Annotated in this window: 19 protein-coding genes; 11 read left to right on the top strand and 8 right to left on the bottom strand. The window is 69.5% G+C overall.

Annotated elements, in window-relative coordinates:
- Positions 1-50: 50 nt before the first annotated feature.
- Complete coding sequence (locus FHW58_RS09535) at positions 51-692, top strand: VTT domain-containing protein (protein WP_179672781.1); 642 nt, start codon at positions 51-53, stop codon at positions 690-692.
- Positions 693-694: 2 nt separating this feature from the next.
- On the opposite strand, the gene FHW58_RS09530 is transcribed toward FHW58_RS09535, so the two are convergent.
- The 4 genes from FHW58_RS09530 to FHW58_RS09515 form a co-directional block, all read right to left on the bottom strand.
- On the bottom strand, positions 695-973 hold the full coding sequence (locus tag FHW58_RS09530) for a hypothetical protein (RefSeq protein WP_179672780.1): 279 nt from the start codon (positions 971-973) through the stop codon (positions 695-697).
- Between the two features lie 86 nt (positions 974-1059).
- Complete coding sequence (locus FHW58_RS09525; RefSeq protein WP_179672779.1) at positions 1060-2364, bottom strand: cytochrome c; 1305 nt, start codon at positions 2362-2364, stop codon at positions 1060-1062.
- Positions 2361-4559, bottom strand: coding sequence for a molybdopterin cofactor-binding domain-containing protein (locus FHW58_RS09520; protein WP_179672778.1), 2199 nt, complete (start codon positions 4557-4559; stop codon positions 2361-2363). Before FHW58_RS09520 ends, FHW58_RS09525 begins: the two co-directional genes overlap by 4 nt.
- Positions 4556-5062, bottom strand: a complete 507-nt coding sequence (locus FHW58_RS09515) for a (2Fe-2S)-binding protein (RefSeq protein WP_179672777.1) — start codon at positions 5060-5062, stop codon at positions 4556-4558. Before FHW58_RS09515 ends, FHW58_RS09520 begins: the two co-directional genes overlap by 4 nt.
- Positions 5063-5263: 201 nt before the next feature.
- On the opposite strand from FHW58_RS09515, the gene FHW58_RS09510 reads away from it, so the two are divergent.
- Positions 5264-6199 carry a LysR family transcriptional regulator gene (locus FHW58_RS09510; RefSeq protein ID WP_179672776.1) on the top strand — a complete coding sequence of 312 codons (936 nt, stop codon included), beginning with the start codon at positions 5264-5266 and terminating at the stop codon, positions 6197-6199.
- On the opposite strand, the gene FHW58_RS09505 is transcribed toward FHW58_RS09510, so the two are convergent.
- Entirely contained in the window at positions 6150-7379 is a 1230-nt protein-coding gene (locus FHW58_RS09505; RefSeq protein WP_179672775.1) for a multidrug effflux MFS transporter, read from the bottom strand. The two genes, FHW58_RS09510 and FHW58_RS09505, sit on opposite strands and share 50 nt — an antisense overlap.
- A 76-nt stretch (positions 7380-7455) precedes the next feature.
- On the opposite strand from FHW58_RS09505, the gene FHW58_RS09500 reads away from it, so the two are divergent.
- On the top strand, positions 7456-8190 hold the full coding sequence (locus FHW58_RS09500) for an IclR family transcriptional regulator (RefSeq protein ID WP_179672774.1): 735 nt from the start codon (positions 7456-7458) through the stop codon (positions 8188-8190).
- Between the two features lie 42 nt (positions 8191-8232).
- Positions 8233-10314, top strand: a complete 2082-nt coding sequence (locus FHW58_RS09495) for a response regulator (RefSeq protein WP_373996647.1) — start codon at positions 8233-8235, stop codon at positions 10312-10314.
- Here the strand turns inward: FHW58_RS09495 and FHW58_RS09490 are convergent.
- The gene (locus tag FHW58_RS09490) at positions 10305-11618 is read right to left on the bottom strand and encodes a hemolysin family protein (RefSeq protein WP_179672773.1); all 1314 of its coding nucleotides are present in this window, start codon (positions 11616-11618) and stop codon (positions 10305-10307) included. The two genes, FHW58_RS09495 and FHW58_RS09490, sit on opposite strands and share 10 nt — an antisense overlap.
- Positions 11619-11859: 241 nt before the next feature.
- Between FHW58_RS09490 and FHW58_RS09485 the strand changes: the two genes are divergently transcribed.
- Positions 11860-12078 (top strand): hypothetical protein, encoded by a 219-nt coding sequence (locus tag FHW58_RS09485; protein ID WP_179672772.1) that lies wholly within the window; start codon positions 11860-11862, stop codon positions 12076-12078.
- Between the two features lie 53 nt (positions 12079-12131).
- The gene (locus FHW58_RS09480; protein ID WP_179672771.1) at positions 12132-12695 is read left to right on the top strand and encodes a hypothetical protein; all 564 of its coding nucleotides are present in this window, start codon (positions 12132-12134) and stop codon (positions 12693-12695) included.
- A 13-nt stretch (positions 12696-12708) separates the two neighbouring features.
- On the opposite strand, the gene FHW58_RS09475 is transcribed toward FHW58_RS09480, so the two are convergent.
- Positions 12709-14646, bottom strand: a complete 1938-nt coding sequence (locus FHW58_RS09475) for a CocE/NonD family hydrolase (protein WP_179672770.1) — start codon at positions 14644-14646, stop codon at positions 12709-12711.
- Positions 14647-14741: 95 nt separating this feature from the next.
- On the opposite strand from FHW58_RS09475, the gene FHW58_RS09470 reads away from it, so the two are divergent.
- From FHW58_RS09470 to FHW58_RS09455, 4 genes are all read left to right on the top strand, one after another.
- Entirely contained in the window at positions 14742-16919 is a 2178-nt protein-coding gene (locus FHW58_RS09470) for an SUMF1/EgtB/PvdO family nonheme iron enzyme (RefSeq protein WP_229265106.1), read from the top strand.
- Between the two features lie 76 nt (positions 16920-16995).
- Positions 16996-18732, top strand: a complete 1737-nt coding sequence (locus FHW58_RS09465) for an EAL domain-containing protein (protein WP_179672769.1) — start codon at positions 16996-16998, stop codon at positions 18730-18732.
- A gap of 110 nt (positions 18733-18842) precedes the next feature.
- Positions 18843-19352, top strand: coding sequence for a glutamate ligase domain-containing protein (locus tag FHW58_RS09460; protein WP_179672768.1), 510 nt, complete (start codon positions 18843-18845; stop codon positions 19350-19352).
- Complete coding sequence (locus FHW58_RS09455; RefSeq protein ID WP_179672767.1) at positions 19349-20251, top strand: isoaspartyl peptidase/L-asparaginase; 903 nt, start codon at positions 19349-19351, stop codon at positions 20249-20251. The genes FHW58_RS09460 and FHW58_RS09455 overlap by 4 nt, the downstream gene beginning before the upstream one ends.
- Here FHW58_RS09455 and FHW58_RS09450 read toward each other — a convergent pair.
- Entirely contained in the window at positions 20227-21711 is a 1485-nt protein-coding gene (locus FHW58_RS09450) for a fibronectin type III domain-containing protein (protein ID WP_229265105.1), read from the bottom strand. The two genes, FHW58_RS09455 and FHW58_RS09450, sit on opposite strands and share 25 nt — an antisense overlap.
- Before the next feature lie 200 nt (positions 21712-21911).
- Here FHW58_RS09450 and FHW58_RS09445 point away from each other — a divergent pair, with 200 nt between their 5' ends.
- Entirely contained in the window at positions 21912-24452 is a 2541-nt protein-coding gene (locus FHW58_RS09445; RefSeq protein WP_179672765.1) for an excinuclease ABC subunit UvrA, read from the top strand.
- Positions 24453-24505: the final 53 nt, after the last annotated feature.

The raw sequence follows: 24505 nt of genomic DNA, 5'->3' as shown, positions 1-24505 counted from the left end.
TTGATTCATTTTCCATTACACTTGATGAAATTTGATCAAGGGAGAGTTAGATGGAAGCGTTGCTGGCCACGCTGATGGCATGGTTTATCCACCTCGATGCGCATTTGCTGGAGTTGATCGATGCGCACGGCGACTGGGTCTATCTGGTGCTGTTCCTGGTGATCTTTATCGAAACCGGCGTGATCGTCATGCCGTTCCTGCCCGGCGATTCGCTGCTGTTCATCGCCGGCGCGCTGGCGGCCAAGGGTTTGCTCGATCCACTGACGCTGTGCGTGCTGCTATTTATCGCCGCCGTGGCCGGGGACGCGCTCAACTTCAGCATCGGCGCGTGGTTCCGGCGCAAGGCGCTGGATACCAGCAAAATTCCGTTCGTTAAGCCCGAACATATCCAGCACACGCAGAACTTCTTCAATACCCACGGCGGCAAGACCATCATCCTGGCCCGCTTCGTGCCGATCGTGCGCACGCTGGCGCCGTTCGTGGCGGCCCTGGGCGCGATGCCGCGCAAGGTGTTTTTGACCTATAACGTGACCGGCGCCTTCCTGTGGATCGGCAGCCTGGTGGCGGCTGGCTACCTGTTCGGCAACATTCCCTGGATCAGCCGCAACCTGACGGCGGTGGTGCTGGGCATTGTGGTGCTGTCGATTATGCCGGCCATCGCGGGCTGGCTGCGCTCGCGCCGCACGGCCTGAGTTCAGGCGGGCAGCGCCCGGCGCAGGTGCGGCCGGAACAGCACGCGGCCGATGATGCGCAGCGAGATGCCTTGCTCGCACAAGTAATCCACCGCCGCGTGGCTGCCCCGTTGCAGCAGACAGCGGATGCCGGCGTCGATGATGGCGGCTGCCTGCTGGTCCTGGCGGTTGGCGAGACGCAGCACTGGCGCTTGCGTCTGCCGGAAATGCGGCGCGTGGAAGGCGCGTTCGCGCACCGGCAGGATATGGGCAACGAGGCGATTGCTGTCTGGTAACGTCATGATGGCACCGATATCGAAAGTACCGCCCATGGTACGCGCAGCGCGCGCCGCGCGATGTTCGCCAGCGCTCGTACCACGTGATGCCGCTAGTTCTTGCGTTGCGCCGCCACCATGTCGGCCGTGACCTTGCCCGGTTTGCCGCCGAACTGGTAGATCACGTAGTTGCTCAGTTGCGCGATTTCAGCGTCGGTGAAGGCGGCGCCGAACGACGGCATGAACACATCCTGTCCCGCAACGCGCATCTTGTTGCCATGCAGGATGATTTGCATGACGTTGCGGCCGGACGGATCGTTGACCGAGCGCGCCCCCAGCAGCGCGGCGTACGGCGTTTGCGGCGCGCCGCCGTTCCACTGGTGGCAGCTGGCGCAACTGCTTTCAAACAGCCGCAGGCCGTTTTGCAGGTCGGCTGGCGTGTTGGGCGCCGGCGTGTAGGCGGTGGAGGCAGCCGCGCTGTCCGGCCTGGCGTTGACGCTGACCGGTTCGGCGCCGGCGCGCGCCGGTACGCTGCGCAGGTAGGTGATCAAGTCGCGCGTGTCCTGCGGGTCCAGGTATTGCAGGCTGTTTTCCACCGCTTCGCCCATCGGTCCCGACGCAGCGCCGTGGCCGGCGGCGTGGCCGAAGCGCAGGTACTGGTAGAGGTCGGCGTCGGTCCACTTGCCGATGCCGTGCTCGGTGTCGGCGGTGATGTTGGGCGCCTGCCAGCCGTTGACCACGGCGCCGGCCAATTCGTTGCGGTGATCGAGCGCGAAGCCGATGTTGCGCGGCGTGTGGCATTCCGCGCAGTGGGCCAGGCCGATCGCCAGGTAGGCGCCGCGGTTCCACTCGGGCGATTTGTCGGCGGCCGGCGTGTAGCGCTGGCTGCGGAAGAAGGCGGCGTTCCACAAGCCCATCGCCCAGCGCTGGTTGAACGGGAACGACAGGTCCGGCGCGCGCGTCGTTTGTTCCACCGGCGGCAGGCTGAACAGATAGGCCTTGATGGCCAGCACGTCGTCGCGGCTCAGCAACGTGTACGAGGTGTACGGGAAGGCCGGGTACAGGCGCTGGCCGTCGTGGCGCACGCCGTCGTGCAGGGCGCGGACGAAGTCGTCGTCGCTCCAGTTGCCGATGCCGGTTTTCTTGTCCGGCGTGATGTTGGACGAGTACAGCGTGCCGAACGGCAGCTTGAACGGCAACCCGCCGGCAAACGGCTTGCCGCCCTCGACGGTGTGGCAGGCCACGCAATCGGCCGCGCGCGCCAGGTATTCGCCGCGCTGGATCTGCGGCGCCGTGGCCAGCGCGCCATGCAGCATGGGCGCGGTGCCGGGCGCGGGATCGGAACGGGTCAGCCAGGCGTAGGCGGCCACGCCGACAATCGCCACGCTGACCGGGATCAGGAGCAGGCCGCGTTTCATGCCGCACCGCCTTTCCGCGCCAGTTGCTCGCGCCGGATCGGCAGTTCGCGCAGGCGCACGCCGGTGGCGGCGTAGATGGCGTTGGCCAGCGCCGGCGCGGCGATGGCGGTGCCCACTTCGCCGATGCCGCCGGGCGCCTCGGTACTGGGGACGATGTGGACTTCGATGGCGGGGGTCTCGTTCATGCGTATCATGCGGTAGTCGTTGAAGTTGCTTTGCTGGACGGCGCCGTGTTCGATGGTGATCTCGTTGTACAGCGCCGCGCTCAGGCCGAACAGCAGGCCGCCCTGGATCTGCGCCTCGATCGAGCCGGTGTTGACCGGCACGCCGCAGTCGACCGCCACCACGGCGCGCCGCAGCCGCACGTCGCCCTGCGGGCTGACTTCCACCTCCACCATCGCGCACACCTTGGTGCCGAACGGTTCGCCGAGTGCCACGCCGCGGCCGACGCGCGGCGGCAGCGGCGCGCCCCAGCCCATTTTGGCCGCGGCCAGTTCCAGCACGCGCGTGGTGCGCGGGTTGTTGCGCAGCAGCGCCTTGCGCCAGGCGACCGGGTCGGCCTTGGCGCGGTGCGCCAGCTCGTCGAAGAAGCTTTCGACGATGAACAGGTTGTGCAGCGCGCCGACGCCGCGCCACCAGCCGACCACCAGCCCCGGCGGCATGTCGTGGCGCACCCATTCCACCTTCAGGTTGGGCACGGCGTAGGGCAGGTCGGCGGCGCATTCGATGGCGTCGCGGTCCATGCCGTCGGCGCGCATGGCGCCGGGACGCCAGCGGCCCAGCACGGTGGCGCTGCAGATGCGGTCGCCAAACCAGACCGGCTTGCCCTGCGCGTCCACCACGGCGGAAATCACGTCGTGGTACATCGGCCGCACGATGTCGTGGCGGACGTCTTCCTCGCGGGTCCAGATCACCTTGAGCGGATAGGGCGCCAGTTTGGCGAACGCCACGGCCTGGTCGACGTAGTCGGTTTCCAGCCGGCGGCCGAAGCCGCCGCCGAGGTATTGCGGGTGCAGCGTGACCTTGTCCACCGGCAGCCCGGTCAGCTTGGCGGCGTTGGCCACCACGCGCGTCGGCACCTGCGTGCCGGCCCAGATGTCGCAGCGCTCGGGCGTGACGTGGACGGTGGCGTTGAGCGGCTCCATGGTCGCGTGCGCCAGCATCGGCAACTTGTAGGTGGCCTGGATCAGCTCGCCCTGTGGCTGGCTGCCCACCTCGCGGCCGACCACGGCCTTGCCGCTGGCCTGGCTGGCGGCCAGGCTGTCACGCAGTTGCCTGGTGCTGAGGCTGGCGTTGGGACCGTGGTCCCAGGTGATGTCCAGCAGTTCCAGGCCGCGCTTGGCGGCCCAGAAGTGCTGGGCGACCACCGCCACCGCGTTGTCGATGCGCAGCACGTCGATCACGCCCGGCACGGCGCGCGCCTTGCGCTCGTCCACGCGGGCCAGCTTGCCGCCGCGCGTCGGGCAGGCCTGGACGGTGGCGACGCGCATGCCGGGCACGCTGACGTCGATGCCGAACTTGGTCAGGCCCAGCACCTTGTCGGCGGCGTCGAGGCGCGCCATCGGCTTGCCGATCAGGCGGAATTCGCTCGGCTGCTTGAGTTTGACCTGGCCCGGATCGGGCAGCTTGCTGGCGGCTGCCGCCACCCGCGCGTACGGCAGGCTGCGGCCGGAAGCGCGGTGGAAAATCACGCCGCGCTCGACCGTGCAGCTGTCCGGCGCCACTTTCCATTGCGCGGCGGCGGCGGCCACCAGCAGCGCCCGCGCCACCGCGCCGGCCTCGCGCAGCTCGGTGTAGGTGCTGCGGGTGCTGGTGGAGCCGCCGGTGATCTGGCCCTTGAGCAGCTTCATGCCGTACAGCTCGTCGCTGGCCGGCGCGTGTTCGAGCTGGATCTGGTCCAGGCCGACGTCCAGTTCCTCGGCCAGCAGCATGGCCGAGCCGGTGTAGATGGACTGGCCCATTTCCACCATCGGCATCACCAGGCGGATGGCGCCGCTGGCGTCGATGCGGATCAGGGCGTTGGGCGCGAAGGCTGGCGCGCCATCGACGGCCGCGGCGGCGGCATCGGCGGCCTGGCGGTGCGGCGTCAGCGCGGCGCTGGCCGGCTTCTGCGCGCCCAGCCAGACGAAGGCGACCGACAGGCCGCCGGCCGCCAGCAGCTGACGGCGTTTCGGGGAGACGGCAGCGTTGCTCATTTGCGCCCTCCGATCGCGTGCACCGGGATGGCCTGCGGCACGGCGATTTTGCCGCTGGCGGCCTGCTTGATGGCGGCGCGGATGCGCACGTAGGTGGCGCAGCGGCACAGGTTGCCGGACATGGCGGCGTCGATGTCGGCGTCGCTGGGCGCCGGATTGCGCTTGAGCAGCGCCGCCGCCGACATGATCTGGCCCGACTGGCAGTAGCCGCACTGCACCACGTCCACCGCCAGCCAGGCATCCTGGATGCGCTTGCCGGTGTCGGTGGCGCCGACCGCCTCGATGGTGGTCACCTCGCGCGCGCCGACGGCCGACACCGGCAGCACGCAGGCGCGCACCGGCTCGCCGTCGAGGTGGACCGTGCAGGCGCCGCACTGGGCGATGCCGCAGCCGAACTTGGTGCCGGTCATGCCGATGACGTCGCGGATCACCCACAGCAGCGGCGTGTCGCCTTCGATGTCCACCGTGTGCGGGTGGCCGTTGATCTTGAGGGTGAGGGGCATGCGCGACTCCTGAAAAAGTGGGAAAGACTTTTTCTAGACTAGCAATGTTCCGGCGGCGCGATAATCAGCTATTTGCGGTAAGCCGTTGTGCACCTTTTGCATAGGTGCCGGCTCCCTGAATGCGGGTGTCCCTATCCATCTATCGGTAGGCGCGCGCGGCCGGGTTTGCTAGCATGCGGAGGAGACCAAAGGAGCGTACTGATGCAGTCGGAAAAATTTGCGGAATTTCTGGGCGTGTTTGTCGATGTCGCGCGCGAGGGCAGCTTCTCGGGCGCGGGGCGGCGCCGCGGCCGCACGCCGTCGTCGATCGGGCGCCAGATCGATATGCTGGAAGAGCACCTGGACACGCCGCTGTTCCTGCGCTCGACCCGCCTGCTGACGCTGACCGACGCCGGCGAGGCGCTGCTGATCCGCGCGCGCCAGATTCTCGATTCGCTGGCCGACGCCCAGCAGGAGCTGGCGTCGATGAAGGGCGCGGTCACCGGCACGCTGCGGGTGGCCTGCTTCCCCACCTTTGGCAAACGCTACGTGCTGCCGGTGATGGGCGAGCTGGCGCGCCAGTATCCCGAGCTGCGGCTGGAGCTGGACCTGACCGAGCGCCTGGCCGACCCGGTGGCCGAGCGGCTGGACCTGGTGATCCGCATCGGCGACATCGCCGACAGCGCGCTGATCGGCACGCGCATCGCCACCCAGACCCGCATCCTGTGCGCCAGCCCGGCCTACCTGGCGCGCGCCGGCGCCCCGGCCGCGCTGGCCGACCTGTGCCGCCACCGCCTGATCGACAAGCTGCATGGCGCCGACCTGCTGTGCTGGTCCGGCGTGCTGGGCCAGCCGGCGCGCGCCTGCGCGGCGCAGCCGGTGTTCGCCTGCGACGACTTCGAGGGCATGCGGCTGGCGGCGCAAGAGGGCATGGGCGTGGCCTACCTGCCGGACTGGGTGGTGGGGCCGGACGTCAAGGCCGGCCACCTGGTGCAACTGTTTCCCGAGTGGTCGGCGCAGCCGCAGGCCAGCACCGGCATCTACGCGCTGCGCGCGCTGCGCCAGCCGCCGGCGCGCGTGACGGCGCTGCTGGACGGGCTGCGCGCCTTCATCGGCCATCCGCCGGGCTGGGCGCTGCACGCAGCAGCGCCTGCCTGACCAGCAGCAGCGCCACGCCGCCGACGGCGGCCAGCGCCATCACGGTCGCCATCACCGTCAACTGGTTGCCGGCCAACAGGCCGACCAGCGCGCCGGCGGCGGCGCCGGCCAGCATCTGCAGCGAGCGCAGCAGGGCGGCCGCGCTGCCGGCCACATTGCCCACCGTCGCCAGCGCCTGGTGGGTGGCGTTCGGCATGACCAGGCCGGCGCAGACATTGCTCAGCACCACGCAGGCGGCCACCACCGGCACCGAGCCGGCGCCGGCGGCGGCCGCCAGCAGCAGCACCAGGCTGATGGCGCCGGAGCCGAGCACGCCGACCAGCAGCAGGCGGTCGGCGCCCCACACGTGGGCCAGGCGGCCGCCGGCCGCGGCCCCGGCGATGGTGCCGGCCGCCGTCAGCGCGAACAGCATGCCGTAGGTGGTGCTGGACACGCCCAGCATGTCGATGAACACCGCCGACGAGCCGGTGATGTAGGCGAACATGGTGCCGAACGAGGCCGCCACCAGCGCCGCGTGGATCAGGTAGTGGCGGTTGCGCAGCACCTGGCCGTAGGCGTGCAGGGCGTCGGCGAACACGTGGCGGCGCGGCGCGGCGTTGGTGGCCGGCCGGCTTTCCTCGTAGCCCCAGGCCGCCAGCAACAGTAGCAGCACGCCGATCGCGCCCAGCGTCTGGTAGATCAGCCGCCAGCTGCCGAATTGCAGCAGCGTGGCGCCGATCAGCGGCGCCACCAGCGGCGCCACGGCGTTGACCAGCGCCACGTAGGACTGGCGCGTCAGCGCCGCGTGGCCGCTGAAGACGTCGCGGATGATGGCGGCCGGCAGCGCCGCCGCCGCGCCGGCCGCCACCCCTTGCAGCAGGCGCACCAGCAGCAATTCGCCGATCTGGCCGGCGAAGGCGCAGGCAAAGGCGGCCAGCGAAAACAAGGCCAGGCCGGCCAGCAGCACCGGCTTGCGGCCATAGCGGTCGGACAGCGGCCCGAACAGGATCGGCCCGACCGAGAATCCGAGCAGGAACATGGTCAGCGTCCGCGTCGCCTCGCCGATGCTGATGTGGAAAGCGCTCTGCAGCGCCGGAATGGCGGGCAGGCCGATGTCGATGGCCAGCGGCGGCAGTGCCGACAGCAGCCCCAGCATCACTATGTAGAAGGGCGAGGTGGAACGGATGTAGCGGTGTGACATAATAGTAGGTGTATCGTTATGCGGTACACTAGTGTATCACGATGCGATACAGTTTGCTGAACAAGGAAAATCCACGATGGAAGGCATACAAGTCATTGCCCGGGCGGCGGCGATCCTGCGCGCGGTCGGCGCCCAGCCGGACGGGCTCAGTCTGGGCAAGCTGGCCAACGCTACCGGGCTGGCGCGGTCGACGGTGCAGCGCATCGTTGACGCGCTGGAAATGGAGCATCTGGTGCAGGCCGGCGCCGGCGGCGTGCGGCCCGGCTGGGGGCTGCGCCGGCTCGGCGAGCTGCCCGGCAGCGGCATCGCGCAGGAACTGCGGGCGGCGCTGTACGGCCTGTTCGAGGAGACCCACGAAACCGTCGACCTGTCGACCCTGAGCGGCGGCGAGGTGCTGTTCATGGACCGTTTCCTGTCCGACCAGCCGGAGCGCGCGGTGCCGACCATCGGCGCCACCTATCCGGCCTACACCATGGCGATCGGCAAGGCGCTGCTGGCCTGCCTGTCCAACGCGGAGATCGAGGCGCTGTACGCCGGCGCGCCGTTGCCGCGGCTGACGGACAACACCGTGGGCGGCATGCCGGAACTGCTGGCGCAGATCGATGCCATCCGCGCCGGCGGCTTCGCCTACGACCTGGAGGAGCACGCGCCGGGCCGCAGCGCCATCGGCTTGCCGCTGGGCGTGCACCAGGGCGTGCTGCTGGGGATTTCGGTGGTGCTGCCCACGGCGCGTTACGCGCGCCAGCGCAAGACGGTGGAGACAGCCTTGCTGCGCTGCGCAGCACGCTGCCGCGAACGACTGGGACTATAATGCCGTACGGCGATATTTGTCGCCACCACGAAAGGCATCACCTTGGATACAGACCTGGCATCGCTCAGCCGCGCCGCGCTGGAAGAGCAACTGGCGCAAAGTGGCGTCCGGCGCCATGCGCTGCTGGAGGCCATTGACGACGGTTTCTGCATCATCCAGTTCATCGACGGCCCGCACGGGCCGCTCAGCGACTACCTGCACATCGAGGCCAACTCCGGCTACGAGCGCCACACCGGCATCCGCGGCATCGTCGGCAAGCGCCTGCGCGAGATCGAGCCGGACAACGCCCAGACCTGGCTCGACCTGTACGGCCACGTGCTGCGCACCGGCGAGACCGCGCGCTTCGAGCAGGAATTCCGCGCGGTCGGCCGCCATATCGAGGTGTCGGCGCGGCGCGCCGGCCCGGTCGAGCTGGGCCAGGTGGCGGTGCTGTTCCGCGACATCACCGCGCGCAAGATGACCGAGGCGGCGCTGCACGAGAATGTGCAGCGGGTGCAGCTGGCGCTGGCCGCCGGCGCCATCATCGGCACCTGGTTCTGGGATGTGCCGGCCGACCAGTTCAGCGTCGACGACGGCTTTGCCCAGGCCTTCGGCTTCGATGCCGCCACCGGCCGCACCGGCCTCAAGCTGGCTGACATCGTCGCCACCGTGCATCCCGACGACCGCGCGGGCCTGGCCGCCGCCATGACCGCGTCGTTGCAGCGTGGCGGCGCCTACTCGCACCAGTACCGCACCCGCCGCCACGACGGCAACTACTACTGGCTGGAGGCCAACGGCCGCGTCGATCTGGCGGCCGACGGCACGCCGGTGGCGTTTCCCGGCGTGCTGATCGACATCGAGGGCCGGCGCGCGGTCGAGGCCGAGCGCGACCGCGCGCTGGCCGCGCTGCGCGCGCTCAACGACACGCTGGAGCAGCGCGTGGAAGAGCGCACCGCCGCGCTGCTGCAGGCGCAGGAGGCGCTGCGCCAGTCGCAGAAGATGGACGCGGTGGGCCAGCTGACCGGCGGCCTGGCGCACGATTTCAACAACATCCTGGCCGGCGTCGCCGGCAGCCTGGAGCTGATGAAGATCCGGCTCGGCCAGGGCCGCGTGCTGGACCTGGAGCGCCACGTGGGCGCCGCGCAGTCGGCGGTCCGGCGCGCCGCCGCGCTGACCCAGCGCCTGCTGGCGTTCTCGCGCCGGCAGACGCTGGACCCCAAGCCGTCCAACCTGAACCGCATCGTCGCCAGCATGCGCGAGCTGGTGTGCCGCAGCGTCGGCCCGGCGATCGCCGTCGACACCATGGCGGCGGACGGCCTGTGGACCACCTTCGTCGACATCGGCCAGCTGGAAAACGCCTTGCTCAACCTGTGCATCAACGCCCGCGACGCCATGCCCGGCGGCGGCAGGCTGACCATCGCCACCGCCAACCAGACGCTGGACGACGCGCGCGCGCGTGAGCGCGGCGTGGCGGCCGGCGACTACGTCGCGCTGTCGGTCGGCGACAGCGGCGTCGGCATGACGGCCGAGGTGCTGGCGCGCGCCTTCGACCCGTTCTTCACCACCAAGCCGGCCGGCCAGGGCACCGGGCTGGGCCTGTCGATGGTGTACGGTTTCGCCGGCCAGTCGGGCGGCACGGCGTGGATCACCTCGCAACCGGGGCAGGGCGCCACCGTCTGCCTGCTGCTGCCGCGCCATGCCGGCGACAGCGTCTGGGAGGAGCCGGCGACGGACGGCGTGGCCGTGGCGCCGGCGCTGTGGCGCAAGAAAATCCTGGTGGTGGACGACGAACCGCTGGTGCGCACGGTGGCGGTCGAGATGCTGGACGACCTGGGCTATGACGTCATCGAGGCCGATGACGGGCCGTCGGCGCTGGCGCTGTTCGCCGGGCACCAGGACATCGACCTGCTGGTGACCGACGTCGGCATGCCCAACGGCATGACCGGGCGCCAGCTGGCCGACGCCATCCGCGCCCGCCGTCCCGACCTGCCGGTGCTGTTCGTCACCGGCTACGCCGAGCACGCGGTGCTCAACCACGGCCACCTGGAGCGCGGCATGCAGATCCTCACCAAGCCGTTTGCCGCCGACGCGCTGGCCCGGCGCGTGCAGGAGCTGACCGCGGGCGAGGGGACGCCTCAGCGCTGAGCCGCCGCCAGCGGGTCGGCGCTGTGGTCGCGGCGGGTGGCCAGCACCTTGTCGATGCGCAGGCCGTCGAGGTCGACCACCTCGAAGTCCCAGCCTTGCCAGTGGCAGCGTTCACCGGTGCGCGGGATGTCGCCGATCAGCAGCATCACCATGCCGCTCAGCGTGTTGTAGCGGCCGCGCTCCTCCTCCGGCACCTCGCGCAGGCCGAGGCGGTCCTTCAGCTCGGGAATCGGGATCAGGCCGTCGAGCAGCCAGGAACCGTCGTGGCGCTGCACCGCCCAGGCTTCGTCCGGCGTCGGCGTCCTGAATTCGCCGGTGATGGCCTCCAGCACATCCTGCGGCGTGACGATGCCCAGCACCTCGCCGTATTCGTCGACGATGAAGGCCAACTGCGCGCCGGACTGGCGGAAATGCTCCAGCAGCTCCATGCCGGTCAGCGACTCCGGCACGAACACCGGCTCTTCCAGCTGGGCGGTGAGGTCGGGCGGCTGGCCGTTGAGCGTCTGGGTCAGCATCTGGCGCGCGCTGGCCACGCCCAGCACCTGGCGCCAGCCGCCGCGCAGCACCGGAAAGCGGGTGTGGCCGCAGGCGTGGAAACGCGCCAGATTGACCGCCTGGTCCTGGTCGACGTCGAAATAGATGATGTCGCGGCGCGGCACCATGAACGAGGCGATCTGGCGGTCGTCCAGGCGGAACACATTGCGCACCATCTGGTGCTCCTGCTCCTCGATGACGCCGGAGTCCGAGCCTTCTTCCAGCATCAGGTGCAGCTCCTCCTCGGTCATCGCCTGCGGGCCGGTGTTGCGCACGCCGAGCAGGCGCAGCACCAGTTGGGTCGAGGCCGACAGCAGGCGCACGAAGGGGCGGGCGAGGGCGGCCAGCAGCTGCATCGGCCGGGCGATCAGGCGCGCCAGCGGTTCCGGGTTGAGCTGGCCGAGGCGCTTGGGCACCAGTTCGCCGAGGACGATGGAGAAATAGGTCAGGGTGACGACGATCAGCGCGGTGGCGGCGTTGTCGGCCCATTGTTCGGGCACGCCGTGGGACAGCATCCATTCGCCGAACGGCCGCGCCAGCGTGGCCTCGCCGACGATGCCGTTGAGCACGCCGATCGAGGTGATGCCGATCTGGATGGTGGACAGGAACTTGGTCGGGTCTTCATTCAGCTGCAGGGCGGCGGCGGCGCCGTGGTCGCCGCTGTCGGCCAGCTTGCTGAGGCGGGCCTTGCGCGCGGTCATCAACGCGATTTCGGCCATGGCGAACAGGCCGTTCAGCAGAATCAGACCCAGGAGTAGCGCGATTTCCATGGCGGGGAGGGCGGGAGCCGTCGTTGAAAAGCCCATTCTACCCCGGCGCGCGGGGTGACAGCCGATGGGCCGGCGGCGCTGCCAATCGGTCGGACGGTAGCGGCGTCAGCACCGCGCACCCCGAGGCTTGCGGCATGGGGTCGGACCCGGCGGGTCCGACCCCGGTGTCGCCGTGCGGGGTGGCGGCGCGATGTCAATGATGGCGACATCATTTGTCGCAGCGCCCGATATAGTGGTTGCCATGAGCACACTTCAATTACCCGACTTGGCGGCCGCGTTCGTGGCGACGCAATGCCAGCTTTCCGGCCCGCTGCTGGCCTGTCCCGTCGTGTTGCTGAAAACCCGGTTCAGCCTGTCGCTGGCCGGCGCCGAGGCGCTGGCGCAGCAATTGCACGAGCGCCGCGCCTGGCGCCTGTACCGCACCGCCGGCGGCATGGCGTGCGCCGAGGTGTTGCCATGATGACGACATTGCTAAATTGCATTACGATAGAGCCATCGATCGAAAGGACGGGAATGGACATCACTGACGCGGCGTTGGAGGCCGCCAACCGGGAGCTGGAAGCATATTACGACGCGCGGAATGAGTTCGAGGCGTTGTCAGAGAAACTGCTGAGCGCGCCAGCGCGCGACTGGGCACATCTGGAGCAATTGGTGTCGCTGGTCGACGAGTTGACGGGGGAGCTCGACTCGGCGGAGCAGTTCTTTGAAGAGCTGGGCTATCTGCCGGACGGCGGCGTAATCGACGCCGAGACAGTGGCCTATGTTCGCGTGCAGCGTCAGGTCGCCAACCGCAAGCTGTGCTCGCTGGACGAGATCCCGGAGGCCTTTCGTCCGTATTTCCAGGCGATGTTTGAAGACGGCCCCGATGGCAGGGAGGAGTTGCCGCGCGATACCGAGGCGATCCGCGACGACCTGAGCTACGTCCGGGAACACCTCGATGACGTTGTCCGGTGGCTGGAGGAATTCCTGCTGGCCACCGACCGCGACGACCCGCGCGTTGCCGCGCTGAGCCGTTTCCTCGATGAGGATCTGGACGCGTACCAGAAACTGGCGCGCAGCCTGTCGCGTTTCTTCTGATCCCGGCGGTGCCTCAGGGCTTGGCCGGCAGCACCTGCACCTCGATCCCCGAGTACATCGCCGGCGCGTGGTAGACGCGCTGGGTGGCCTTCTGGAAGTCCTCCGGCTTGGCGGTCGGGATGCTGACGAAGGTCTGCGGGTTCAGGTCGACCAGCGGGAACCACGAGCTCTGGATCTGCACCATGATGCGGTGGCCGCGGCGGAAGGTGTGGTTGATGTCGCTCATGCTGTAGTTGACACTTTCCACCTTGCCCGGCGTGAAGGGCTGCGGCTTGTCGAAACCGTTGCGGAATTTGCCGCGCAGCGGGTCGCCGCGCACCAGTTGCTGGAAGCCGGCCAGGGTCACCTGCGGCTTGCCGACGTCGCCGCCGCGCGGGCGCTCGTCGCCGTCGTCGCTGGCCGGGTACTCGGGCGGGTAGACGTCGATCAGCTTGACCACCCAGTCGGCGTCGGTGCCGGTGGTGGAGACGAACAGCCTGGGCTTGACCGGGCCGGCCAGGGTGACGTCTTCCTCCAGCGGCTCGCTGCGATAGGTCAGCACGTCCGGCCGGGTGGACGCGAAGCGCTGGTCGCCGACCATGTACTCCTTCGGCGCGCCGTTGGCCGGATACGCGGTGAACGGCACCGGCTTGCGCGGGTCGGCCACGTATTCGTCGTACGGGGCGCCGGCGGCCGGCTGCTTCCAGCTCAGCGTGCCGTGGTCGCCCAGGTACAGCGTGCGCGCCTGCGCCTGCTTGGGCGGCCAGGCGGCGTAGTTGCGCCAGATGTTGCTGCCGGTCTCAAACGCGTAGACCTCGGCGGTATTCTTGTTGGCCACGCCCTTCAGGTGCTGCTCGAAGAACGGGAACTGGATCTTGCTGCGGAAGTATTCGCTGGTCTTGCTGTCGAAGTTGACGTAGCCCAGGCGCTTGCCGTCGCCGCGCGCCCAGCCGCCGTGCACCCACGGCCCCATCACCAGGCCGCTGTAAATGGTCGGGTTGTTGCGCTTGATGCTGGCGTAGGTGGTCAGCGGGCCTTGCAGGTCCTCGGCGTCGTACCAGCCGCCGACGGTCAGCACGGCGGCCTTGATGTTCTTCAGGTGGGCGGCGATGTTGCGCGACTGCCAGAACGCGTCGTAGGTGTCGTGCTGGATGGTCGGCAGCAGCAGCGCCTGCTGCTTGGGCGTCAGCGTGGCGGTGATGTTGGACAGCGTCAGGTGCTTGAGGAAGAACTCGTAGCCGTCGGCGGTGCCGTAGTCGAAGCGGCTCCAGGTCTTCGGCAGCGGCGTCGGGTTGTCGGCCTCGACGAAGGCCGAGTAGAAGTCGAAGTTGGCCGCCAGCATGAAGGCGCCGCCGTGGTAGGAGTCGTCGTTCATGTACAGGTCGGTCACCGGCGCCTGCGGCGAGGCGGCCTTGATGGCCGGGTGCGAATCGATGATGCTGGCCGAGGTGTAGAAACCCGGATACGAGATGCCGAGGATGCCGACCTTGCCGTTGTTGTTGGCCACGTTCTTCAGCAGCCAGTCGACGGTGTCGTGCATGTCCTCGCTCTCGTTGCCCTCGCCCTTGGCGCGGTGCGGGTTGACGTGCGGCGTGGCCTCCTGCCATTTACCCTCCGACATGTAGCGGCCGCGCACGTCCTGCTTGACGAAGATGTAGCCGCTGTCCTCGAACTCCTGCGACGGCCCGATGTGCTCGGGGTAGTAGTCCTCGCCATAGTGCAGCTCGCCGCCGGACTGGACGCCGGCGCTGTACGGCGTGCGCTGCATCAGGAACGGATAGGTCTTGCTGGCGTCCTTGGGCACGTAGACCACGGTGAACAGCTTGACGCCGTCGCGCATCGGGATATTGAATTCGTACTTGGTGTAGTGCTCGCGCAGGCTGTATTTGGGCGCGTCGGCGGCCAGCGCGCTGTGCTGGCAAACGCCTCCCAGCAGCAGCGACAGGGCCAGGGCGGTCAGACGGGTTTTCATGGCATGGTTCTGGATAAAATGGCAAACCTGCCTAGTGTAATCCGCCTGGATGAGTTAGATTGGAAAAATTTGCTGGTTTTTAAGGATATCGCCGCATGAAGTTGCCTCGTTTGAAAGTCTTGCTGGCCATGATGTTGGCCGCGGCGCTGGCGCCGTCGGCGCGCGCGCAGGATACGCGCTATGTGCCGCACGGCTCGTACACGCAGCTGGCGATTCCGGCGCCGGCCTGCGCCGCCATGAACCAGCCGTGGGAAGGCCCATGGCAGCCGTGTACCGGGGCCGACCACCAGGAGTGGCTGCAGGACCTGCGCCGCTGGCGCGACGAGCGCCGCATCCGCGTCGGCTACGACGGCAGCCGCTATGCGCGGCCTGCGGCGGCGTGGACGCAATCCAGTTTCATGCAGGCGCAGATGATGGTCGAGGACCGCTATGTCTACGATCCGGCCACGCGCCAGTACACGGTGGACCGCTATCTCGACGATTTGATCCAGCGCTTCGGCGGCATCGACGCGGTGCTGGTGTGGCCGACCTACCCGAACATCGGCCTCGACGACCGCAACACCATCGACCTGGTGCGCGCGCTGCCCGGCGGCATCCCGGGCGTGAAAAAGATGGTGGCCGATTTCCACCGGCGCGGCGTACGCGTGCTGTTCCCGATGATGTTGTGGGACCAGGGCACGCGCGCGATCGAGCGTTCGTGGCCGGACGAACTGGCAGCGCTGATGAAGGAGATCGGCGCCGACGGCATCAATGGCGACACCCAGGACGGCGTGCCGCTGGCCTTCACGCTGGCGGCTGACCAGGCCGGCCATCCGCTGGTGTTCCAGCCGGAAGGCCTGCCGTCCGACGAGGCGCTGGCGTGGAACCTGATGACCTGGGGCCAATACACCTTCCCGTTCGCGCCGACCGTGGACCGCTACAAGTGGCTGGAGCCGCGCCACATGGTCAATATTTCGGACCGCTGGAACCGCGGCAAGACCGACGACCTGCAATTCGCCTTCTTCAACGGCGTCGGCTGGGAGAGCTGGGAAAACATCTGGGGCATCTGGAACGGCATCACGCCGCGCGACGGCGAGGCCACGCGCCGCGTTGCCACGCTGGAGCGGCTGTACGCGCGCTTCCTGGTCAGCCCGGAATGGGAGCCGCACTATCCGGCGCGCCAGTACGGCGTGTACACCAGCCGCTGGCCGCTGGCCGAGGGCACGCTGTGGACCATCGTCAACCGCAATGAATACGACAGCGACGGCGTCCAGCTGCGGGTGCCGTACCAGCCCGGCGCGCGCTACTTTGACGCCTGGCACGGCGTCGAGCTGACGCCCGCGCGCGACGGCGACGGCGTGCTGCTGTCGTTCCCGATCGAGGCGCGCGGCTACGGCGCGGTGCTGATGACGCAAGGCGCGCCAGAACAGCGCGCGCTGGACACGATGCGCGCGCTGACCGCCAGGCCGCTGCGCGACTGGTCGGCCGAGTGGGCCGCGCTGCCGCAGACGGTGACGCCGGTTGCTGCCACCGCGCCGGCCGCCAGCGCGCCGCCGGGCATGGTCGAGATTCCGGCCGGCCGCTTCGACTTTTCCGTGCGCGGGCTGGCCATCGAGGGCGGCAACAGCGTCGGCGTCGATGTGCAGTATCCGTGGGAACAGGGCGCGCGCCGCTTCCACCAGCGCAGCATGGACATGCGGCGCTTCTACATCGACCGCTACCCGGTCACCAACGCCCAGTTCAAGGCCTTCCTCGACGCCACGCACTACCATCCGGCCGACGACGCCAACTTCCTCAAGCACTGGCGCCACGGCAGCTATCCCGACGGCTGGGGCAACAAGCCGGTGACCTGGGTCAGCCTGGAGGATGCCCGCGCCTACGCGGCCTGGGCCGGCAAGCGCCTGCCGCGCGAATGGGAGTGGCAGTACGCCGCCAGCGGCGGCGATGGCCGCGTCTACCCGTGGGGCGACGCCTGGCGCGCCGATGCCGTGCCGCGCCAGGCCAGCGGCCGGCTGGTGGCGCCGCCGGACGATGTCGACGCCCACCCGGCGGGCGCCAGCCCGTTCGGCGTGCAGGACCTGGTGGGCAACGTCTGGCAGTGGACCGACGAGTACAGCGACGCCCACACCCGCTTTGCCATCCTGCGCGGCGGCAGTTCTTATCGTCCGCAGGGCTCGATCTGGTACTTCCCGGCGGCGTACCGGAACGATCAGCATGGCAAGCTGCTGCTGATGGCGCCGGGCCGCGACCGCGCCGCCACGCTGGGCTTCCGCTGTGTGACCGACGCCGGCTAGCCGCGTGTTCAGAAAAGCATTGTTTTTGCCCAACCTTTATACTTGTGGTTCACATGACCATGACAGAGTTTGCCAAATGAGCACGTTGGACGCATTGACCGGACTGGCCGACCGCGCCGCCTTTCGCGAGGGGCTGCGTTCGGCCCTGCAGCGCGCCGCGCGCAGCGGCACCCAGGTGGCGCTGGTGCTGGTCGACCTCGACGGTTTTCAGGCGGTCAATGACTGCCACGGCCAGGATGGCGGCGACGCGCTGCTGCGCGCCGTCGGCGCCCGCCTGCTGCACCTGGCGCGCGCCGGCGAACTGGTGGCGCGGCTGGGCGCCGACGAATTCGCCATCATCTGCGAGCAGGTGACGGCGCCAGCGGCGCTGGCCGCGCTGGCCGAGCGCATCCAGCTGGCGGTGCAGGCGCCGCTGGACATCGACGGCGCCAGCGCCATGGTCACCGCCAGCATCGGCCTGGCCAGCGCCGGTGCCGACGCCGACGCGGATGGCGACGCGCTGCTGCGTTTCGCCGCTGCCGCCGTGCAGGCCGCGCGCGCGGCCGGCGGCAACGGCTGGCAGTTCTTCGATCCGCAGGTCCACCAGCGCGCGCTGCAGCGCATGGACCTGGCGCACGGCCTGCAACTGGCGCTGGCGCGCGACGAGCTGGCGCCACGCTTCCAGCCCATCGTCGACGCCGCCAGCGGCCGCATCGTCGGCGCCGAGCTGCTGCTGCGCTGGTTCCCGCGCCAGGGCGAGGTGTCGCCGGCCGAGTTCATCCCGATCGCCGAAACCAGCGGCGCCATCGTCGCCATCGGCGCCTGGGTGTTCCGCCAGGCCTGCCTGGCCGAGCGCGACTGGCACGCGCGCTGGGGCGCGGCGGCGCCGTACGTGTCGCTCAACCTGTCGGTGCGCCAGCTGGACGATCCGGCACTGGCCGACAGCTTTGCCGCCATCCTGCGCGACACCGGCGCCGATCCGCGCCGCCTGCTGGTGGAAATCACCGAGAGCGTGCTGATGGCCGACATCGACGCCAAGCTGCGCGTGCTGGCGCGCTTCGCCGCCATGGGCCTGCGGCTGGCGATGGACGATTTCGGCACCGGCTATTCGTCGCTGGGCCAGCTGGCGCGGTTGCCGGTGGACGTGCTGAAGATCGACCGCTCCTTCATCACGGACATCGCCGGCAGCGGCGAGAGCCGGGCGGTGGTGCAGGCGGTGATCGGCCTGGGCCGCGCGCTTGGCCTCAAGCTGGTGGCCGAGGGCGTCGAGACGGCGGCCCAGCAACTGGAGTTGTGCAGCTACGGCTGCGACCTGATCCAGGGCTATTATTTCTATCGGCCGATGCCGGCCGCCGAGCTGGTGGCGGCGATGGCGCGCCAGGCCGCGCAGCTGGAGCCGCCGCGCGGCGCCGGCCTGTATTTCCTGCTGTACGTCAGCGAAGCGGTGACGCCGCTGTCGCCGACGCAGCTGGGCAAGCTGCTGCAGCGCACCCGCGTCAACAACGGCGAGGCCGGCATCACCGGCTGCCTGCTGTACGAGAACGAGCGCTTCATGCAGATGCTGGAGGGCGAGCGCGACGCGGTGCTGGCGACGTTCGCGCGCATCCGCGACAACGCGCTGCACGCGCGCGTGCGGGTGGTGATGCAGGGGCCGGCGCGGCGCCGCGTGTTCACCCACTGGAGCATGCTGCTGCCGGACGACACCGCCGCGCGGCGTGACGCGCCGGATTTCCACGGCTGGCAGGCGCGCCCGCTGCCGTTCGACGTGCTGGCCGACGATGCCCGCGTGGCCTACGCGGTCATCACCGCGTGCGTGCCCGACGTCAAACATTAATGGCCTCGCGTAAGCTTTGTCTTACGCAAACACAGCATGCGTCCCGATGCCGCCGGCCGGCTGAACTGCCGATAATCGGGCCATTGCGTGCACAGTGGAGGCCTTCCCCCATGAAAATCATCAACTGGCGTGGTCCGGTCATGCGGCACGGGCGCTGCATGGCGCTGCGGCTGCGCCTGCTGGACATCGACGGCATCAAGGTCATTATCGATGATGCCCGCAGCGGCCCGGCCTACGCGGCGCTGGCGCGGCGCGCGCGCGGGCTGGCGTCCGGCCACGTGGTCGGCGTGGTGTCGGCGCCGGGCGACCGCCGCAACGAGGACCTGCTGCAGGTGGGCGCCATCTGCGGCGCCGGCTTCGATGACCTGGTGATCTACGAGGCGGACAACCGCGGCCGCGCGCTGGGCGACACGGCGCGGCTGCTGACCTGCGGCGTGCGCAGCGCCAACGCCCGTGGCCGCCTGCATTGCAAGCTGGACGCGCAGCGCGCCATCCGCTTTGGCCTCGGCATGTGCAAGCCGGGCGATGTGCTGGTGTGCGGTTGCGGCGCCTCGCTCAAGACCCTGATCGAGGCGTTGCGGCCGGCCATGCCGGCGGTGGCGCAGCGGCTGGCGGCATGACGGCGGCGCTGGTGGTGCATGGCGGCGCTGGCGCCGGCGCCGCGTTGCGTGACGGCTGCCAGGCCGCCGCCGACGCCGGCGCGCGCCGCCTGGCGGACGGCGGCGGCGCGCTGGACGCGGCCATCGCCGCCGTGCTGGCGCTGGAGGACGATGGCCGCTTCAACGCCGGCACCGGCGCGGCGCTGGGCCTGGACGGCCAGACGGTGGAAATGGACGCCGCGCTGATGGACACGCACGGCACGCTGGCCGCCGTGGCGGCGCTGCGCTCGGTGAAAAATCCGATCCTGGTGGCGCGCGACGTGGCGCGCACGCCGCACTACCTGCTGGCAGGCGAGGGCGCGCAGCGCTTCGCCCGCATGATGGGCCACGGCCCGTATGACGTCATCACCGACCACCAGCGCGCACAACACGCGGCGCTGCTGGCGAAGATGGCGACCGGCGAGCAGCCGATGGCCGGCGTCGACAACCAGGAATTTGCCCGCTACTGGAACTACGCCGGCGCGCCCACCTTCGGCAGCCATGGCTGCGACACTGTCGGCGCCGTGGTGCGCGACGCCCACGGCCACTTCGCCGTGGCGGGCTCCACCGGCGGCTCGGCGCCGTCGTTGCTGGGCCGCGTGGGTGACACGCCGCTGGTCGGCTGCGGCTTTTACGCCGGGCCGGCGGGCGCGGTGGCGGCCACCGGCATCGGCGAGTACATCATCCGCACCATGCTGGCCATCACGGTCTATCACTGGATCGCAGCCGGCATGGACTTGCATGCCGCGCTGCGCCAGGGCATTGGCCTGGTGCCGCCCGGCGCCCACACCGGGCTGATCGCCGTCAGCAAGACGCAATGCGGCTGGCACGCCAACGCCAGCACGCCGTTCGCCCATCACGGGCAGTTGCCGATGACGTAGTAGCCGGCGCTGGTCTGCGCCAGCGTGGTGGTGATGAACACGTTGTACAGCCCCATGTTCTGGTTGGAGCCCTTGGCCAGCGCGTAGCCGCCGCTGTAGACCGCGCGGCCGGCCGTGACGTGCGCATAGTTGCTGGCGATGCTGGTGGTGCAGACGTAGCCGGATGACGCGGTGGTGGCGGTCACGCTGGCCGAGGCCGCACCGGCGGCGCCGTTGGCGTCCAGCGCGCGGATGGCGTAGCTGTAGGCGGTGCCGGCCGCCAGGCCGCTGTCGGTATAGGTGGTGGCGCCGACCGGCGCGCCGTTGACCTTGGTGCCGCCGCGATAGACGTCGTAGCCGGCCGCGCCGCTGACGCCGTTCCACGCCAGCGTCACGGTGGACGTGGTCACGCCGGCCACCTGCAGGCCCGACGGCGCCGGCAGCGCGCCGCCGCCACCGCCACCGCCGCCCGTGCCGCCGCTGGCCGCGCGGTCCACCATGCCCTTGATGGCCGCCATCTGCCGGCCGCTTTTCTTCGCGTAGTTGGCGTCATCGTAGCCCCACCAGTCCCAGCAGCCGTTCGGATTGCCGCTGCTGCTGGGCGCGGTCTGCGGGTACAACAGGATGATGTTGTTGGTATCGGCCCAGCGGTTGTAGCCGGTGTTGCGGTAGTACTTGTCCTGGATCTTGGTCGGGTCCTGCTGGCAGCCGTGCAGCACCACGTGGATTCTGCACTGCTGGCCGGCGCCGCAGCTGGCCGGCACGTAGGCCCAGCCACTGGACGCCATGCCGTGGCTGGACGGATTGGCGATGAATTCGGCCTGGTTGAACTCGACGAAGCTGCCGCCCAGCGTGCCGGTGTTGCGCGCGTTCAGCGGGCCGTAGATCCACTTGAGAATCTCGCCGGCCAGGTCGAAGTTGCAGTTGTTGATGTAGGGGCTGGCCTTGACGCTGCAGCCGTTGCCATAGTCGTCGGTCACCATGGCGTGCTCGGATGCCAGGTTGTTCTTGTAGAAGATGTTGGCGCTGTTGATGTAGTGCTGGTAATAGCTGTTGGCCTCGTTCATCACCAGCTGCTTGACGGTGCTGTCGATGCTGCCGGAGTACAGGTAGACGCGCGCGCCGGCCAGGTTGCTGGTGGCGTCGATGGCGCCCTGGTTGGCCCAGTTGTCGGTGGTGCTGATCAGCGTGCTGGTGGCCGGCTTGCTGGCGCTGCTGGCGGCCATGCACGGACCGGTGGCGGTCAGCAGGGCGCCCTGGGCGCAGTAGAACGGCCCGCCGGCGACGATGCCGGCGCCGGCCTTGAAGGTGGCCGAGTAGGCCACGTGCAGTTGCGCTGCCATGAAGCCGCCGGACGACAGGCCGGAGACCGAAGTTTGCGCCGGATCGACGTTGTACGCGGGCAGCGGCACCGGCGCCGCGCCGGCCATGCCGGCGGCCATCAGTGTCACAAGCAGAACATGCCGGGTGAAAGTAGCCATATTAAAGTCTCCTGTCATCGGTTTTATGCGCGCCGGACCAGCGCGGGAGTGTGATGGTAAGGGCAAACACGGGCGCCGGCGCGGCGCCAGTAGTTCTACTGTCTCGTGCGCGCAAAAGCGTGGGTGCGGCCGCGTACATAGTCCGGCGCCGGACATCGGCTATGCTGTTGCTATCGCCTTCAGATGGAACCGGAACCACCATGCCCCCCGATACCGACGGCTATGTGCGCGTGCGCGGCGCGCGGGAACACAATCTGCAGAACGTCGACGTCGACATTCCGCGCAACGCGCTGGTGGTGTTCACCGGGGTGTCCGGCTCGGGCAAGTCGTCGCTGGCGTTCGGCACGCTGTACGCCGAGGCGCAGCGGCGCTACCTGGAGTCGGTGTCGCCGTACGCGCGCCGCCTGTTCCACCAGATGCCGGTGCCGGAGGTCGACGCCATCGACGGCCTGCCGCCGGCGGTGGCGCTGCAGCAGCAGCGCGGCACGCCGACCACGCGCTCGTCGGTGGGCAGCGTCAGCACCTTGTCGAATTCGCTGCGCATGCTGTACTCGCGGGCCGGCGACTATCCGGCCGGGCAGGAGCTGCTGTACGCGGAGTCGTTCTCGCCCAACACGCCGCAGGGCGCCTGTCCGCAGTGCCATGGCCTGGGCCGCGTGTACGAGGCCACCGAACAATCGATGGTGCCGGACGACAGCCTGACCATCCGCGAGCGCGCGGTGGCGGCGTGGCCGACCGCGTGGCATGGGCAGAACCTGCGCGACATCCTGGTCACGCTGGGGCATGACGTCGACGTGCCGTGGCGCGACCTGCCGAAGAAAACCCGCGACTGGATCCTGTTCACCGACGAGCAGCCGACCGTGCCGGTGTACGCCGGCCTGACGCCGGCCGAGACGCGGCGCGCGCTCAAGCGCAAGGAGACGCCGAGCTACCAGGGCACGTTCACCGGCGCGCGCAAGTACGTGCTGCAGACCTTCGCCGGCACCGAGAGCGCGCTGATGAAAAAGCGCGTGGCGCGCTACCTGGTCAGCATGGCCTGCCCGACCTGCGCGGGCAAGCGGCTGCGCCAGGAGGCGCTGGCGGTGACCTTTGCCGGGCATGACATCACCGAGATCAGCCGGTTGTCGCTGCGCCAGCTGGCGCAGTTGCTGGCGCCGTACGCGGCCGGCCAGGCGCCGGGCCGCAAGGCGAAGCAGACGGCGGAAAAGGCGGTGGTCACGCAGCGCATCGCCGCCGATTTGCTGGCGCGGCTGGAGGTGATGCTGGACCTGGGCCTCGGCTATCTGCACCTGGAGCGCGGCACGCCGACGCTGTCGCCGGGCGAGCTGCAGCGCCTGCGGCTGGCCACGCAGGTGCGTTCCAGCCTGTTCGGCGTGGTGTATGTGCTGGACGAGCCGTCGGCCGGCCTGCATCCGGCCGACACCGAGGCGCTGCTGCGCGCGCTGGACCGGCTGAAGGCGGCCGGCAATTCGTTGTTCGTGGTCGAGCATGCGCTGGATGTGATACGGCACGCGGACTGGATTGTTGATGTCGGGCCGCAGGCGGGCCAGCATGGCGGGCGCGTGCTTTACAGCGGCAAGCCGGCCGGCCTGCGGGCGGTGGCCGAATCGCGCACGGCGCAGTATCTGTTTGCCGGGCGGCCGCCCGCCGCGCGCGCGCCGCGGGCGCCAACCGGCTGGCTGCAATTGCGCGGCGTGGTGCGCAACAATCTGCGCGGCGTGGACGCCGACTTGCCGCTCGGCGTGCTGACCAGCGTCAGCGGCGTGTCCGGCTCCGGCAAGTCCAGCCTGGTGAGCCAGGCGCTGATCCAGTTGGTGCGCGCGCAACTGGGGCAGCCGGTGGACGACGAACCGGCCGACAGCGGCGAGGCGTTGCTGGACAGCGCCGACAGCGGCGAGCTGCACGGCCACATCGCCGGCGGCATGGCGTCGCTGCGGCGGCTGGTGCAGGTCGACCAGAAGCCGATCGGGCGCACGCCGCGCTCCAACCTGGCGACTTACACCGGGCTGTTCGACCACGTGCGCAAGCTGTTTGCCGGCACCCGCGCGGCCAGGGCGCGGCATTACGACGCCGGGCGCTTTTCGTTCAATGTGGCCAAGGGCCGCTGTCCGCACTGCGCGGGCGAGGGCTTTGTGATGGTGGAGCTGCTGTTTTTGCCGAGCGTGTACGCGCCATGTCCCGCGTGCGACGGCGCGCGCTACAACCCGCAGACGCTGGCGGTGCGCTACCGCGAGCGCAATATCGCCGAGGTGCTGGCGATGACGGTGGACGCGGCGTGGGCTTTCTTCGAGGACGTGCCGCCGCTGCGCCATGCGCTGGAGGTGCTGCGGGCGGTGGGGCTGGGCTATCTGCGGCTGGGGCAGCCGGCGACCGAGTTGTCCGGCGGCGAGGCGCAGCGCATCAAGCTGGCGACCGAGTTGCAGCGCGCCAGCCGGGGCGACACGCTGTACGTGCTGGACGAGCCGACCACCGGACTACATCCGGCCGACATCGATTTGCTGCTGCGGCAGTTGCACGGGCTGGTGGAGGCGGGCAATACGGTGATCGTGGTCGAGCACAATGTGCAGGTGCTGCTGGACAGCGACTGGCTGATCGACGTCGGCCCGGGCGCCGGCGAGGAGGGCGGGCGCATCGTTGCCGCCGGCAAGCCGGCGGAAGTGGCCGGGGTCAAAGCCAGCCGCACCGCGCCCTACCTGCGCGCCGCTCAGCGCGTCAGCAGCACCCCGAACGAAAGGGTCTGACCCCATGGGCTCAGACGGGGACGCCGAGTCCCTGGCGCTGCGGTGTGCGGGTT

The sequence above is a fragment of the Duganella sp. 1224 genome (assembly GCF_013408245.1).
Lineage (GTDB): Bacteria > Pseudomonadota > Gammaproteobacteria > Burkholderiales > Burkholderiaceae_D > Rugamonas.
Note: the sequence above shows the minus strand (reverse complement) of the source record. Positions and strands in the feature narration are given on the sequence as shown.

What these genes read in the sequence shown, in the direction of transcription:
- FHW58_RS09485 (WP_179672772.1), top strand. Translation starts at nt 11,860, where the DNA reads ATGAGCACACTTCAATTACCCGACTTGGCGGCCGCGTTCGTGGCGACG.
- FHW58_RS09520 (WP_179672778.1), bottom strand. Translation starts at nt 4,559, where the DNA reads ATGAGCAACGCTGCCGTCTCCCCGAAACGCCGTCAGCTGCTGGCGGCC.
- FHW58_RS09450 (WP_229265105.1), bottom strand. Translation starts at nt 21,711, where the DNA reads ATGGCTACTTTCACCCGGCATGTTCTGCTTGTGACACTGATGGCCGCC.
- FHW58_RS09525 (WP_179672779.1), bottom strand. Translation starts at nt 2,364, where the DNA reads ATGAAACGCGGCCTGCTCCTGATCCCGGTCAGCGTGGCGATTGTCGGC.
- FHW58_RS09515 (WP_179672777.1), bottom strand. Translation starts at nt 5,062, where the DNA reads ATGCCCCTCACCCTCAAGATCAACGGCCACCCGCACACGGTGGACATC.
- FHW58_RS09480 (WP_179672771.1), top strand. Translation starts at nt 12,132, where the DNA reads ATGGACATCACTGACGCGGCGTTGGAGGCCGCCAACCGGGAGCTGGAA.
- FHW58_RS09490 (WP_179672773.1), bottom strand. Translation starts at nt 11,618, where the DNA reads ATGGAAATCGCGCTACTCCTGGGTCTGATTCTGCTGAACGGCCTGTTC.
- FHW58_RS09505 (WP_179672775.1), bottom strand. Translation starts at nt 7,379, where the DNA reads ATGTCACACCGCTACATCCGTTCCACCTCGCCCTTCTACATAGTGATG.
- FHW58_RS09445 (WP_179672765.1), top strand. Translation starts at nt 21,912, where the DNA reads ATGCCCCCCGATACCGACGGCTATGTGCGCGTGCGCGGCGCGCGGGAA.
- FHW58_RS09500 (WP_179672774.1), top strand. Translation starts at nt 7,456, where the DNA reads ATGGAAGGCATACAAGTCATTGCCCGGGCGGCGGCGATCCTGCGCGCG.
- FHW58_RS09455 (WP_179672767.1), top strand. Translation starts at nt 19,349, where the DNA reads ATGACGGCGGCGCTGGTGGTGCATGGCGGCGCTGGCGCCGGCGCCGCG.
- FHW58_RS09465 (WP_179672769.1), top strand. Translation starts at nt 16,996, where the DNA reads ATGAGCACGTTGGACGCATTGACCGGACTGGCCGACCGCGCCGCCTTT.
- FHW58_RS09460 (WP_179672768.1), top strand. Translation starts at nt 18,843, where the DNA reads ATGAAAATCATCAACTGGCGTGGTCCGGTCATGCGGCACGGGCGCTGC.
- FHW58_RS09530 (WP_179672780.1), bottom strand. Translation starts at nt 973, where the DNA reads ATGACGTTACCAGACAGCAATCGCCTCGTTGCCCATATCCTGCCGGTG.
- FHW58_RS09510 (WP_179672776.1), top strand. Translation starts at nt 5,264, where the DNA reads ATGCAGTCGGAAAAATTTGCGGAATTTCTGGGCGTGTTTGTCGATGTC.
- FHW58_RS09475 (WP_179672770.1), bottom strand. Translation starts at nt 14,646, where the DNA reads ATGAAAACCCGTCTGACCGCCCTGGCCCTGTCGCTGCTGCTGGGAGGC.
- FHW58_RS09535 (WP_179672781.1), top strand. Translation starts at nt 51, where the DNA reads ATGGAAGCGTTGCTGGCCACGCTGATGGCATGGTTTATCCACCTCGAT.
- FHW58_RS09470 (WP_229265106.1), top strand. Translation starts at nt 14,742, where the DNA reads ATGAAGTTGCCTCGTTTGAAAGTCTTGCTGGCCATGATGTTGGCCGCG.